Annotated in this window: 13 protein-coding genes and 1 pseudogene; 4 read left to right on the top strand and 10 right to left on the bottom strand. The window is 53.7% G+C overall.

Features of this window, described 5'->3' with window-relative positions; genetic code table 11:
- Nucleotides 1–11: 11 nt before the first annotated feature.
- Both BM485_09185 and BM485_09180 read right to left on the bottom strand, forming a co-directional pair.
- Nucleotides 12–776, bottom strand: coding sequence for a hypothetical protein (locus BM485_09185; GenBank protein OKY75303.1), 765 nt, complete (start codon nucleotides 774–776; stop codon nucleotides 12–14).
- 114 nt (nucleotides 777–890) lie between these two features.
- Complete coding sequence (locus BM485_09180) at nucleotides 891–1,976, bottom strand: hypothetical protein (protein ID OKY75142.1); 1,086 nt, start codon at nucleotides 1,974–1,976, stop codon at nucleotides 891–893.
- A gap of 273 nt (nucleotides 1,977–2,249) precedes the next feature.
- Between BM485_09180 and BM485_09175 the strand changes: the two genes are divergently transcribed.
- Both BM485_09175 and BM485_09170 read left to right on the top strand, forming a co-directional pair.
- Entirely contained in the window at nucleotides 2,250–3,029 is a 780-nt protein-coding gene (locus BM485_09175) for a hypothetical protein (protein OKY75141.1), read from the top strand.
- 113 nt (nucleotides 3,030–3,142) lie between these two features.
- Nucleotides 3,143–4,363 carry an IS256 family transposase gene (locus BM485_09170; protein ID OKY75140.1) on the top strand — a complete coding sequence of 407 codons (1,221 nt, stop codon included), beginning with the start codon at nucleotides 3,143–3,145 and terminating at the stop codon, nucleotides 4,361–4,363.
- Nucleotides 4,364–4,492: 129 nt separating this feature from the next.
- On the opposite strand, the gene BM485_09165 is transcribed toward BM485_09170, so the two are convergent.
- From BM485_09165 to BM485_09145, 5 genes are read right to left on the bottom strand one after another with little or no spacing between them, the layout of a single operon-like run.
- Nucleotides 4,493–6,061: a uroporphyrinogen-III C-methyltransferase gene (locus tag BM485_09165; protein ID OKY75139.1), complete on the bottom strand. Its 1,569-nt coding sequence runs from the start codon at nucleotides 6,059–6,061 to the stop codon at nucleotides 4,493–4,495.
- Nucleotides 6,042–6,977: a hydroxymethylbilane synthase gene (locus BM485_09160; GenBank protein ID OKY75138.1), complete on the bottom strand. Its 936-nt coding sequence runs from the start codon at nucleotides 6,975–6,977 to the stop codon at nucleotides 6,042–6,044. Before BM485_09160 ends, BM485_09165 begins: the two co-directional genes overlap by 20 nt.
- Nucleotides 6,978–7,029: 52 nt before the next feature.
- Complete coding sequence (locus BM485_09155; protein ID OKY75137.1) at nucleotides 7,030–7,242, bottom strand: FmdB family transcriptional regulator; 213 nt, start codon at nucleotides 7,240–7,242, stop codon at nucleotides 7,030–7,032.
- Nucleotides 7,243–7,264: 22 nt separating this feature from the next.
- Entirely contained in the window at nucleotides 7,265–8,212 is a 948-nt protein-coding gene (locus BM485_09150; GenBank protein ID OKY75136.1) for a hypothetical protein, read from the bottom strand.
- Nucleotides 8,212–8,805 (bottom strand): phosphoheptose isomerase, encoded by a 594-nt coding sequence (locus BM485_09145; protein ID OKY75135.1) that lies wholly within the window; start codon nucleotides 8,803–8,805, stop codon nucleotides 8,212–8,214. The genes BM485_09150 and BM485_09145 overlap by 1 nt, the downstream gene beginning before the upstream one ends.
- Before the next feature lie 268 nt (nucleotides 8,806–9,073).
- Here BM485_09145 and BM485_09140 point away from each other — a divergent pair, with 268 nt between their 5' ends.
- Together BM485_09140 and BM485_09135 are read left to right on the top strand one after the other, a co-directional pair.
- Nucleotides 9,074–10,420 (top strand): TrpB-like pyridoxal-phosphate dependent enzyme, encoded by a 1,347-nt coding sequence (locus BM485_09140; GenBank protein ID OKY75134.1) that lies wholly within the window; start codon nucleotides 9,074–9,076, stop codon nucleotides 10,418–10,420.
- 9 nt (nucleotides 10,421–10,429) lie between these two features.
- Nucleotides 10,430–10,957 carry a hypothetical protein gene (locus BM485_09135; GenBank protein ID OKY75133.1) on the top strand — a complete coding sequence of 176 codons (528 nt, stop codon included), beginning with the start codon at nucleotides 10,430–10,432 and terminating at the stop codon, nucleotides 10,955–10,957.
- A gap of 142 nt (nucleotides 10,958–11,099) precedes the next feature.
- Here the strand turns inward: BM485_09135 and BM485_09130 are convergent, their stop codons facing one another.
- The 3 genes and pseudogenes from BM485_09130 to BM485_09120 all read right to left on the bottom strand — a co-directional run bounded on the left by BM485_09130 (nucleotide 11,100) and on the right by BM485_09120 (nucleotide 12,779).
- Nucleotides 11,100–12,182: an IS91 family transposase gene (locus BM485_09130; GenBank protein OKY75132.1), complete on the bottom strand. Its 1,083-nt coding sequence runs from the start codon at nucleotides 12,180–12,182 to the stop codon at nucleotides 11,100–11,102.
- Nucleotides 12,182–12,376, bottom strand: a complete 195-nt coding sequence (locus BM485_09125; GenBank protein ID OKY75131.1) for a hypothetical protein — start codon at nucleotides 12,374–12,376, stop codon at nucleotides 12,182–12,184. The genes BM485_09130 and BM485_09125 overlap by 1 nt, the downstream gene beginning before the upstream one ends.
- Nucleotides 12,289–12,779 (bottom strand): annotated as a pseudogene (locus tag BM485_09120) (hypothetical protein). The gene BM485_09125 and the pseudogene BM485_09120 overlap by 88 nt, the downstream one beginning before the upstream one ends.

Here is a 12,779-nt window from a genome sequence, read left to right as displayed (position 1 = left end):
CAAAACCACTTTTATTTTTCCATCGGAGCAGGGGCAAGAAACAGCGTCACCGATTCCATTGTTCCGGCAAACGACAATGTCAGCCGCAGCTGGGTGGCATTCCGGGCCTCTTCCGCAAAACCGGGAAAAAAGAGCATGCCGTAGCCGATCTGGTTGGGCAGCACCGGTTTGTTCACCAAAGCTTTTTGTGCAAGATCCTGTTTGATTTCACCCTTGGCATCCTGATAACCGGATGCCCCGCCGCCGATAGCGCCCGCCGCCGCGCCGATGGCCGCTCCTTTTCCCATTGCCGTGCCGATATTTTCCCCGGTGACGATGCCGACCGCAAGACCGGCGATGGCACCGGCCGCGCCCATCAGTAAAGCGGGCTTCCCGGCCCTTGAAATTGTTTCTCCCACTCCGACATGCTTTTCCACCCGCTGATAGGTCCGATCAAGGGTGTTTACCGGCCAGGCCTGATTTTGTGAATCAATCAGAAATGTCTGCTCCGGCACCAGGCTGACCGGAAGATCACCGTCATTTTGAAAAACCACCTGGACCGGAAGCAGTCCGGCTTTTCTGATGTCAAAACCGAATGCCTCCTCGGCGGCCTTCGGATCAGCATAGGCGTCCGCCGAAACCCAGACGTTTTTGACAATGACCGCGTTGGCGGCACCGGTGGGAAGGCTGATGGGCTGCACGCGCTCCTTGTAGGTACAGGACGGCACGAAGAGGACAAACAACGCGAGAAGGAAATAAACCAAGGGGGACATCGTTCTTCTGATCTTCATTTGCATCACACCTTTCGTCTGAGATTTGTCATGGGGCCGACCGGTCATGAAATCGCCCATCTTTCTTGTTTCATCTTAGCACGGCACCAAGGGGATATGACATGTTTTTCCAGCCCGGCCTCAATCATCATCTTCATAAATATCAAGTTCAGGATACAGCGTCTTGACGCAATCAGGGCAGATGCCGTGGCTGAATTCCGCAAAGGAATGATCCCGGATAAACATTTCGATCTGATTCCAGTACCCTTTATCGTCACGGATTTTCTTGCAGTTTGCGCAGATGGGCAACAACCCGCTTAATGTTTTCACCTTGCAGAGTGCTTCCTCCAGCTCAACATTGGTTTCCTCGAGTGTCGCCGTTCGTTCCTGCACCATATCTTCAAGATGTTCCTTATGGCTCAAGAGGTCCAACTCCGCTTTTTTCCTGCGGGTAATATCGCTCACCATGACGATGATGTACTTTTCTCCCCGATCAAAAAAAGGGACGAACTTCAGCAGTAAAAATTTCCCATGCAGGAAAACAGGTGCTGATTCTCCGAGTTCGACAATTTCGCTGTCCAATGTCGCGAGAATTTTTTTGATTTGATTTTCCTCTTCGCCCTGAAAAAACAGGGAAAATTGATTGGCCAGAAATTTTTCCTCCTGACATTGAAAGAGCTGAAGGGCTGCGGCATTGACGGAAATGACCTGGCCGGCGGCGTTAAGTTCCAGCAACCCGACATCCAGATTGTCCAGGGTGGCTTCAAGGTGTCTTTTCGTCGCCAGCAGTTCTTTGGTGATTTGACGTTCAAAAATGTTTTCTTCCCCGAAAATCTTTTTTGTCAACTCATCTTTTCTTTCATTCTGGAAGAAATCGAGCACGGTCGTCAGATTCTCCTCCATTCTTTTGGCCGGGCCCTTGGCAATGCATGCATCTGCTCCGAACTCGAAAAAATCGATTTTCTCTTCAGCTGCTATTGCGGAGATAATAATGATAAAAAGAGAATCATATTCAGGCATCTTGCGAATGATACGACAGAGCTTTTCTCCATTAATCCGCGGCATTATCAAATCAATAAGCATAATGTCGGGCCGGAAGGAATCGAGCAGGTCAAGGGCGGCGAGACCGTCTTCAGCGCTTGCGACCAGGAATCCCTTCTGGCGAAGGATCGTGGCCAGCAGGCGCACAACCACCTTATTGTTGTCTACCACCAAAATTTTTTTCACATTTCCCCCATCATTCACCCCGACACCACAATTATTTTAAGCAATAAGGGTGCCGAATAAAACCTGTTAACCCATTTATTTTTTTACCGATATCGACCATCGTTTTCCTGAAAACAGATCCATCTTTTGAATAACAAGGGAAAACAAAAATCAGACAACCGATCTGTAAGCTTGACACGCCTTTGCCCTTTCTGTAATTTTTAAAAAGATATGATGTATTAGAAAGGAAGTTACGTAATTTTTTATCATTAATCCGCCAAAAAGAGAAAGAAAATGAACAGAAATCAGATCATCGCCGCCCTGACGGTATTACTGGTAATCGGCTCCGTCTGGGGAACATTGATGGACAGGAAGAGTTCGCGCTTGGAACGGGAACTGAAAACCGCAACAAGCCTGCTTGATGAACTGCAAGCGGCAAGCGGCGAAAAGCAGGAGATGCTCGGACAGACAGGGCAGCAACTGGGCCGACTTGAAGAAGAAAAAGCAGCGCTGCGGAATACCCTTGAAACACAAGAAAACGATGCGGCGAACCTTCGGACCGAGTTTGAGGCTTTGAGCAAGAGTGCCGCTGACAAGGATCAGCAGATCGCCTCCCTGACCAGTCAGGTGGCTGAACTCAAAACAACGGTCGAGCAGAAAGACCAGGCACTGGCTTCAGCCGCGGAACTTGAACAGAAACAGCGGAACGACATTGACGGCGGCAGGGAACAAAACAAACAGTTGCAGGAATCATTGAACAAGACGGATGAGCAGATCAGGTCGTTAAAGGAAACCATTGACGTGACCAGAAAGGAACTCGACCATGCCAAGGACGAGTCCGCCAAGGCCCGCATGGCCGGATTTGCCATGCGGAATCTGGAAAAAAACAATGAGGAACTCCAGGCAAGTCTTGACGAGAAGACCGAGGCACTTCAAGAAGCGAAAACGGAACAGGAACGAACCCGCACCAATATGGAAGTGCTGCTTGCGGAAATCGCCGCCCAGAAGGAAAAAATCACCGCCCTGGAAAAAAAGGTACGGGAACTTGAAAAGAACGGGACGGTCAAGCAATAGCAGACAGATCACGCGTCATGGAGCCGTTGGCGCGGGACAGAGGGTGTAAAATAGTTTGTGTAAATGGCTATGACTGAGTAAGTCAAAAAACTACCCTTTAAAAAGGAGCTCATATGGCCATTGATAAAGAAATTTTGGATCGTTTACTTGCCGACTACAATTACCAGAAGCCCGAAGAACTGATCGGTGAAAACGGGCTGCTCAAGCAGCTCACCAAGGCCTTACTGGAGCGGGCGTTACAGGCGGAAATGACCGTCCACCTGGGCCACGAAAAACATGGAACCATCGTCACCAAAGGCGGTAATGCCCGAAATGGTAACTCTGCAAAGACCATCAAGGGCGACTTCGGTAAAATGCCGATTGAGGTCCCGCGCGACCGCGACAGCAGTTTCGATCCGGTCATCATTCCCAAAGGGCAAACCCGCTTTCCCGGCTTTGACGACAAGATTATCTCTCTCTACTCCCGAGGGATGACTACCAGGGAGATTCAGGGGCACTTGGAAGACATTTACGGAGTTGATGTCTCTCCCACCCTGATTTCAACGGTCACCGATGCCGTTGCTGACGAGGTTAAAGTTTGGCAAAATCGCCCGTTGGACCCCATTTATCCCATTGTTTACATGGACGCTATCCGGGTTAAGGTGCGCGACAATGGGCATGTTAAGAACAAGGCGGTCTATCTGGCTATTGGCATCACCATGGACGGCGTCAAGGATGTCCTGGGAATGTGGGTTGCCGAAAACGAGGGCGCCAAGTTCTGGTTGCAGGTAGTGACTGAGCTAAGAAACCGTGGCGTGCAGGATATTTTCATTGCCTGCGTCGATGGCCTCAAGGGTTTTCCTGAAGCCATTGAGACGGTTTTCCCCTTCACCCAGGTCCAGCTCTGTCTCGTCCACATGGTGCGCAATTCCCTGAAATATGTCTCATGGAAACAGCGCAAAGAGGTGGCTGCGGATCTCAAGGCCATTTACCAATCGCCAACAGCCGAGCAGGCCGAAATGGAACTGATGACCTTTGAAGAAAAATGGGACAAAACGCATCCGTCCATCGGCCAATCCTGGCGAAGAAATTGGGAAAGAATCACCCCATTTTTTGCGTATTCGCCCGAGATACGCAAGGTGATATATACCACCAATGCTATTGAGTCGTTGAACATGTCACTGCGCAAAGTTACCAAGAACCGGGGTTCATTTCCCAATGACGAGTCGATGCTTAAACTGCTTTACATGGCGCTGAACAATATCGCCAAAAAATGGACTATGCCAATCAGAGACTGGAAGGCTGCCTTGAACCGCTTTTCAATCTTGTTCGGCGACAGAATGCCTGCATATTGAAAATTAAAAATGAAAACCATTTACACAAAATTCTTTACAGGCCCGCGGGACACGTTTTTTCCTGAGGGCTCCGCAAACTCAGTCTGAAGATGGGAATTTTTTTTCCGTCTTCAGACCGTTTTCCCACCATCACGCCTGAACAACGGCGTCCTTGACAATGGCATCCACCAGATCCGGAATGGTATAGGTTTCCGGTTGAATATCCACCTTAAGCCCGTTGGCCTCAACCGTTTTGGCGGTTACAGGGCCGATTGCGGCAATTTTGATGCCCCCCATTATCCGTTGCAGTTCATCCTGATCCTTGACGCCGAGCATGTGGATAAAATTGGTGACAGTGGACGAACTGGTAAAGGTAACAATATCGGCGTCCTTATTTTCCAGTTTCGCCCTGAGCTTCTCATGTATTCCTTCCGGCCTTTTATTTTGGTAAACCGGCACAATGGTTACCCTGGCCCCGGCTCGCTCCAGTCTTTCCGGCAACACCTCGCGCGCCTTCAGCGCCCTCGGGATAAGAATCTCATTGCCGGCTACGCCTTGCCTCTCGAATGCCTCGGCAAGCCCTTCCCCGGTAAAATCCTCCGGCAGGAGATCACTGATCAGCCCATAGGTGCGCAAACAATCATCGGTTACCTTGCCGACCGCGGCAATCTTGCAGGAGGCAAGCGCCCGGGTGTCCATTCCCTTTTCATAGAGACGGCCGAAAAAGGCGTGAATGGCGTTGATACTGGTAAATACCAGCCATTGGAAGCGCCCCAGCTGCTGCAATGCTTCATCAAGAGCGTCCCAGCTATCGGGCGGACAGATGGAAATGGTGGGAAACTCCAGACAGTTGGCGCCGTTTTCCTCAAGCAGGGAAACCAGCTCACTGGCCTGCTCCCTGGTGCGGGTGACAATAATTCGCTTGCCGAAAAGCGGGCGCACCTCATACCAGTTGATCGTATCGCGCAGATTGACCACATCACCGACAATGGTCAGTGCCGGCGGCTTGATGCCCTTTTCGCGAACAATTTCCGCGATGTTATCCAGGGTGCCGACAACCGATTTCTGATTCGGCCTGGAGGCCCAGCGGACCACGGCCACCGGCGTCTTCGGGTCCCGGCCGTTTTTCATCAGGTTTTCGGCGATTGACTCCAGATTCTTAATGCCCATATAGAAAACAAGGGTGCCGACGCCGGTGGAAATCTTGTCCCAGGCAATATTGGAGTTTTCCTTGTTCGGGTCCTCATGGCCGGTGATAAAGGCCACCGAGGAAGTGAAACGGCGATGGGTGATCGGTACTCCGGCAAAGGTTGCCGCCGCGGATGCCGACGTCACCCCGGGCACCGCCTCAAAAGACAAGCCCGCCTTGACCAGCTCTTCAAGCTCCTCGCCGCCGCGACCGAAAATAAACGGATCGCCGCCCTTCAGACGCACCACCTTTTTGCCGCTTCGCACCCGGTCAACCAACAGCTGATTGATCTCATCCTGGGTATGGGTATGCTTGATTCCCCCCTGCTTGCCGGCATAGATGAATTCCGCGTCGGCCGGCACATGCTTGAGCAACTTCTCACCGGCCAGGTAGTCGTAAATGACTACTTCGGCTTTTTTGAGAATCTCCAGGCCCCGGACGGTAATCAGGCCCGGATCGCCGGGACCCGCCCCGACCAGATAGGCCTTTCCTCTGTTTTTTGTTGCTGTATCAGTCAATTTCTTCCCCATACACTTCGGCAAGAATTGTTCCGCCGCCCTTGGCAAGAATGGTTTCCGCCAGACTCTTGCCAAGCTTTTCCGCGTCCACGGCCGGCGCGCTTGCCTGTTCTTTAATCATTTTTGACCCGTCCACCGAGGCGACCAGGCCGGTCAAGGTCACTTCTCCCCCTTTCAGTTCGGCAAAGGCGCCGATGGGTACCTGACAGCCGCCTTCCAGCCGGTGCAGATAGGCACGTTCCGCCCTCACCGCCACGGCCGTCGTTTCGTCGGACAGAAATGACAGCGCCTCAAGCAGCTCCTGATCGGCCTTGCGCAGCTCAATACCCACCGCACCCTGGCCGACGGCCGGCAGCATTTCCACGGGGCTGAAAAAAGAAGCGACCCGAGCGGAAAGATTCAGCCGGTTCAAGCCCGCGGCTGCCAGAATAATGGCATCATACTGCTTTTCATCAAGCTTTCTGAGTCGGGTGTCGAGATTACCGCGCAGATCCTGGATAACGAGATCACTGCGCATCAGGCCAAGCTGTGATTTTCTTCGCAGGCTGCTGGTGCCGACCTTTGCGCCTTTGGGCAGATCGGCCAATGTTTTGTACTGATTTGAAATAAAGGCGTCCCTGGGGTCTTCGCGCTTGGTGATGATGCCCAGATGCAGTTCCTCCGGCAACTCAGCCGGAACATCCTTCATGCTGTGCACGGCAATGTCGACTTCATGGTTCAGCATGGCGTCTTCAATTTCTTTTACAAAAAGCCCTTTGCCGCCCACCTTGGCCAGCGGCACATCAAGAATCTTGTCGCCCTTGGTGACAATCTTGACCAGTTCCACCGTCACATCAGGATAGTGTTCTTCGATGCGCTTTTTGATATTGGTGCTTTGCGCCATGGCCAGCAGACTTGCTCGTGTTCCGATTTTAATTGTCTTCTGCATTGTTCTCCCTGTATGTGATGGTTTTTTCATTCTCTATCCCTACAGACACTGTTTAACGGCAACTCGAACAATTCCCTCCAGAACAGCCCGCGCAACCGGATCCGTCAGTCGAACCCGCGCCGCCGGACCGTCGGCAGGCATAGGACGACATCAATTTTTCCAGATCCTCGCTCCGGCAATCGGGACATGCGGGTTTCGCACTGCCCATCACCAGAGCCTCAAACTCCTTGCCGCATTGACGGCATTTAAAATCAAACAACGGCATATATTTTTCTTCGCAGCGTTTTTTAGCCCTCGGCGAGCTTCTGCAAAAGCCCCGCAACCAATAATGGAATCATCAGCTCATGATGGCCGGTAAAATGAAACCCTTTGCCGCCACCCGCCGTCGGCCTGTTCACCACGTTGGTCATCGGCCGGTAATGACGGATAAAATCAAAATTCGCCGTGGTGAAATTCTCCACATGATGGCCGAGATTACGTACCACGGTAAGCGCCTTCAGGAACACCTCGGGCAGAAGCACGGCGGATCCGAGATTGAGATAGGCCCCGCCCTCAAGCCCGCTGACAAGCGCGCAGAACAGCCGGAAATCGTAATGGCTGGTCTGGCCGATGGCAGCGCCGTCGGCGCTGGGATGGATATGAACAATATCGGTGCCCACCGCGACATGAACCGTCACCGGAACGCCGAGACGATAGGCGGAGGCAATGAGACTTAAATGATTATACGGAAATTTGTTTTCCGTCAGATGACGGCCGACGGCCCGGCCCAGGCCGATAGCATCCCCGGCGCCGCGACTGATGGCCGCATTGATCTCCTCGCCGGTTTCCCTGGCGGCGCCGAAAGCGCCGCTGCCGAGCACCTGCCCCACGTCTTCGGAGGTACGGCCGACCATGGCGATTTCGGTATCATGGACGATCCCCGCTCCATTCAAGGCGATGCCGCTGATAAGGGAACGCTCCATGAGATCGATCAGCAGCGGGTTCAAGCCGACCTTGATAACATGGGCGCCCATGCCGATGATGATCGGTCTGCCGGCGCCATGGGCAGCGGCCAGACGATCAATCAGCTCGGGAAAGTCAAGTCCGGCGAATTGTTTCGGCAGGGAAGCGAGGAAATCACCGATGGTTGCGCCGGGGGCCAAGGGCTTGGCAAAATCATCCACCGTCACCTTGCTGAAACGGTCATGAACCGAATAGGTGTTGAGACCGCTGAAATCAAGAGGCGTGACCGCCATTACTGCTCGCTCCCGGCCTGCAGGCTGCCGAACAGCCTTTCATCAACCAGCCAGCAGAGCATATGCTCGATCCACAGATGGGCTTCCTGGATATGGGGGGTTTTTTCGCCGGGCACGGTCAGGACCAGCTCCGCCTCCCGGGCCAGCCTGCCGCCGGTGCCGCCGGTGAGAACAACCGTCCGTACGCCCATGCTTTTTGCCGTCTCCACCGCCCTGATGACATTGGGAGAGTTGCCGCTGGTGGAAATGCCGAGGAAAATGTCACCGGCTTTGCCCAGGGCCGCCACCTGTTTGGCAAAAATATCGTCATAGGAAAAATCATTGCCCACACTGGTGAGAATGGAGGTGTCGGTGGTCAGGGCAATGGCCGGCAGCGGAGCACGGTTGATGAGAAAACGGTTGACGAATTCCGCCGCCAGATGCTGCGCGTCGGCGGCGCTGCCTCCGTTGCCGCAGATCATCAGTTTGTTGCCTGACTGGAAACAGGCGACGACCCAGTCAACCAGCTGAAAAAGACTTTTCCGGTGTTGATTGTAAAAATCCTGCTTTGCGGTAATTGAGTCAGCCAGACTGCGACGAAGTATGTTTTCCATATTAATGTGGCCTGATCCCTTAAAGGAGAGATTTGTCATTGGAGCCAACAAAGATAAATCAGGCAAAACTCTTTGTCAATGAACTGTTTTCCTCCCTTTTCACTTTGACAGAATCAGACATTCAAGGTAATTATACCCACCGTTTCATTTCGTCACTTCAATTCGGACACCGGAGATTGACGATGTTGACAGGCAATGCGCTCTCGCACGGCGCCAACAGATACATTTCCATCAACCACTTTACACCTTACTTCTCCAGGGAGAGACCATGAAACAGAAAAAAATTCTTCTTGATGAAAACGAAATGCCAACCCAATGGTACAATGTGATGCCGGATATCCCAAACGGTGTCCAGCCGCCCCTTGACCCTGAAACAAAACAGCCGATGGGCCCGGAAAAACTGGCCGCGGTTTTCCCCATGGGTCTTCTCGAACAGGAGATGAGCGACAAAAGATGGATCGACATCCCGGAGGAAGTCCAGGAAATCTATCATATCTGGCGACCTTGCCCCCTGGTGCGGGCCTATAACCTGGAGGCGGCCATCGGCACCAAAGCAAAAATCTACTTTAAAAATGAAGGTGTTTCTCCTTCCGGCAGTCATAAAACCAACAGTTCCGTTGCCCAGGCCTATTACAACAAGCGGGAAGGCGTCAAACGCCTTTCCACCGAAACCGGCGCCGGACAATGGGGCAGCGCCCTTTCCTTTGCCACCCACAAATTCGGTTTGGAATGCAAGGTTTACATGGTGCGGGTTTCCTTTGACCAGAAGCCCTATCGCAAGATCATGATGAACACCTACGGCGCCGATATCGTCGCAAGCCCGAGCCCGGACACCAACTTCGGCCGCAAGATCCTGGAAACCATGCCGGACACGGCGGGTTCGCTGGGCATTGCCATCAGCGAGGCGCTTGAAGACGCCGCCACCCGCGAGGACACCAAATACGCCTTGGGTTCCGTGTTAAACCATGTCATCCTCCACCAGTCCATCATCGGCCTTGAAGCCAAGAAACAGATGGCCAAGATCGGCGAGTACCCCGATGTGGTTGTCGGCTGCTGCGGCGGCGGGTCCAATTTCGCCGGCATCATGACCCCTTTTCTCACCGATAAACTGGAAGGGAAAAATATCCGCTTCGTCGGCGTGGAACCGGCATCCTGCCCGACACTGACCCGTGGCGTCTATGCCTACGACTACGGCGATGTGGCGCGACAGACCCCCCTGCTCTACATGTACACCCTGGGACACGACTTCATTCCTCCCGGCATCCATGCCGGCGGACTGCGCTATCACGGCATGTCACCGATTGTCTCCGCCCTGGTCAGGGAAAAACTGATCGAACCCATCAGCGTGCATCAGATGGAGTGTTTCGAGGCGGGCAGACTTTTTGCCCAGACCGAGGGCATCATCCCGGCGCCGGAAACATGCCACGCCATTCGCGCGGCGATCATCGAGGCAACCCGGGATCTCAATGATCCGAAAACCATTCTTTTCAACTTCTCCGGCCACGGCCTGCTCGATCTGGCAAGCTATGAAAAATTCTACGCCGGAGATCTGCACAACTATGAGTATCCGGCAGAGGCAATTGCCGAGGCAACAAAAAATCTTCCGAAGATCTGATTCCGCTTTATGATCCGCATTGTAAAAAACAGGGTATTTGCCAAACCGGCAATACCCTGTTTTTTCTTTTTGCTGTTTTTTTTCGTTTTCGCGCCCTGTCATGGGGCACATGGCAATACCACCGCCGCCACCCTCAGGATCGACAGGCTGATCGACAACGGCGGCTATATCCTGGCTGACGGCCAGGCGCCGATTGCCGCCGCCGATGAAGAAAAGCTTTTCGTTCCGGCAAGCATCTTAAAAATCGTCACCGCCCTTGGCGCGCTGCATATCCTTGGGCCCGATTTTCGCTTCCACACCGAATTTTATCTTTCCCCGGACAATGATCTCTACATCAAAGGCTTCGGCGACCCCTTTCTCACCTCGGAAGAAATAACGAACAAGGTTAGATTGTGCAAGCGTAGCGCGCCACAATCTGAACCGGTGGTTGGACAAGCCCGGTGGACGTATATAGAAAAGAGCTTTTGGGTTCCGGAGGGATCGGATCGGGCGATGGGGCGGCAGGAAGACGGGAGTGGCCCCCGCAATGTTCTTTGAAAAGGATTTTGGTGCTGTATCATGCTGCTTTACGCTGATTTCCGGCGTTTTTCGGGCGCAGGAGTCCCGTCCCGGTGCAATCCGGCTTGTGTCCTCGGCAAGTTCACGGCTTTCGTTTACATACCCGATGCCTCCGGCTCGTCTATTGCCGTAACGGAGCGGCCATGGCCGGTGGCCGGGCGATCATTGTCGCGGCGATCACCATGGCGGCCCCGCAGGCCGGGCAGATGATAGCCGGCCGTTGCTTCAGGTTGCGGACAAGGGCGCGCCATGGCGCGACCCGCAGCACCAGCTGCAGGAAGCGGAGCAGCTTTTTGCTGCATGCATGGAGAAAACCATACGACCTTGCCCGTCGAAACCCTCGGGGCAGCACATGGAGCATAAGCAGGTAGAGGAAGTACTCGCCCTTGACGGTTCGGGTCCGGTCTTCTCCGCTTTTGGCATGGCGATACCGGAAGGTGACCATGCCGTCCCGGCAGTGCAGGATGTCTTTTTCCCGGATAACACCCCGGTACAGATAACGGCCAAGATAGATAAGGGCCTTCTCGCCGTTGCCCGCGTCCTTGCAGTCAACCACCCACTGATCGGGGCAATCATGGGGAACCGGCAGCTTGTTTTCGACCAGGGTCTGGAGCAGCTTCGCCCGAAAGACCTTGGCCATGGCCTTGTGGCTGAAGAGATATTTCCCGGATTTTTCCTTCCACAGCCCGGTTTGCGGGTTGATGCTTGCTCCGGGCATGACAACGTGGATGTGCGGATGATAGTCCAGGGTTCTGGAATGGGTGTGGAGGATGGCGGTGAATCCCGCTGATCCGCCGAGTTTTTTGTCGTTATTGGTGAAGGATTTCAGGAGGTCCTGTACTGCCCTGAACATCAGGGCGTAAACGGTTTTCTGGTGTTTCCACGCCAGATCCCGCATCTGCCCGGGCAGCGTGAAGGTGATCAGGTAGTATTGACACGGCAGTCGTTTGTCAAGCTGGCTTTCCAGCCACTGCCGGCTCTCATGGTTCTGGCAATGGGGGCAGTTTCTGTGGCCGCAGGAATGGGGAATATAGATCCGTTCGCCGCACCGGTGGTCCGAACAACGGGCCAGCATGTGCGGTCCATGCTCGTATCTGCATCGGGCCATGGACTCCAGAGCCTTGATGTGGCCTGACAGGAGATTTTTGTTGTAGGTGCGGAAGAAGCTGTCCCTGAACTTGTTGATGATCGTGGAGAGCAGCATTATTTACGCCCTCCCCATCTGATGTCCAGGGAGTTGACCAGGGAATTGACGGCCAGTCTCGCATTGTTGGCCGTGGTGGAGGTCAGGTGGGTGTATCTGGCGGTGGTCAGGATGCTGACATGGCCAAGGATCTGCTGCAGCTCAAGCAGATCAACCCCGGCCTCCAGCATGTGGGTGGCATAGCTGTGACGCAGGGAGTGGCATGAGATTTTTTTTTATGCCGAGTTGCCGGACAACGGTCTGCATGGTGGTTTGAATGCCGCCCCTGTCCAGGGGCAAATCAACCAGGTGGGCATTTTTCAGACCTCTTTTCCTGCTGGGGAAGAGGAACCGGGGATGCTTGTGCATGGCCCAGAACTCCCGCAGCACCCGCAAGGTCTTGTCTGGCAGCGGCACCAGCCGGTCCTTGTTACCCTTGGCATCACGAATATGGACCCGCATGTTGCCTGCGTCGATGTCGCCGACTGTGAGTCGAATGCCTTCGCCAAGGCGCAGGCCCATGCTGTAGCAGGTAAAAAAGAAGACCTTGTAGCTCAAGGTTTTGGTTGCGGCAAATAGTTGCCCCGTCTGCTCGACGGACAGGATGTCAGGGATTCT

The organism is Desulfobulbaceae bacterium DB1 (assembly GCA_001914235.1).
Taxonomy (GTDB): domain Bacteria; phylum Desulfobacterota; class Desulfobulbia; order Desulfobulbales; family SURF-16; genus DB1.
The sequence above is the reverse complement of the archived record's forward strand: the minus strand, read 5'-3'. Positions and strand labels throughout refer to the sequence as shown.

Excerpts from the sequence above, each read along its gene's own strand:
- BM485_09185 (OKY75303.1), bottom strand. The coding sequence starts at position 776 with ATGCAAATGAAGATCAGAAGAACGATGTCCCCCTTGGTTTATTTCCTT.
- BM485_09175 (OKY75141.1), top strand. The coding sequence starts at position 2,250 with ATGAACAGAAATCAGATCATCGCCGCCCTGACGGTATTACTGGTAATC.
- BM485_09170 (OKY75140.1), top strand. The coding sequence starts at position 3,143 with ATGGCCATTGATAAAGAAATTTTGGATCGTTTACTTGCCGACTACAAT.
- BM485_09165 (OKY75139.1), bottom strand. The coding sequence starts at position 6,061 with ATGGGGAAGAAATTGACTGATACAGCAACAAAAAACAGAGGAAAGGCC.
- BM485_09160 (OKY75138.1), bottom strand. The coding sequence starts at position 6,977 with ATGCAGAAGACAATTAAAATCGGAACACGAGCAAGTCTGCTGGCCATG.
- BM485_09155 (OKY75137.1), bottom strand. The coding sequence starts at position 7,242 with ATGCCGTTGTTTGATTTTAAATGCCGTCAATGCGGCAAGGAGTTTGAG.
- BM485_09150 (OKY75136.1), bottom strand. The coding sequence starts at position 8,212 with ATGGCGGTCACGCCTCTTGATTTCAGCGGTCTCAACACCTATTCGGTT.
- BM485_09145 (OKY75135.1), bottom strand. The coding sequence starts at position 8,805 with ATGGAAAACATACTTCGTCGCAGTCTGGCTGACTCAATTACCGCAAAG.
- BM485_09140 (OKY75134.1), top strand. The coding sequence starts at position 9,074 with ATGAAACAGAAAAAAATTCTTCTTGATGAAAACGAAATGCCAACCCAA.
- BM485_09135 (OKY75133.1), top strand. The coding sequence starts at position 10,430 with ATGATCCGCATTGTAAAAAACAGGGTATTTGCCAAACCGGCAATACCC.
- BM485_09130 (OKY75132.1), bottom strand. The coding sequence starts at position 12,182 with ATGCTGCTCTCCACGATCATCAACAAGTTCAGGGACAGCTTCTTCCGC.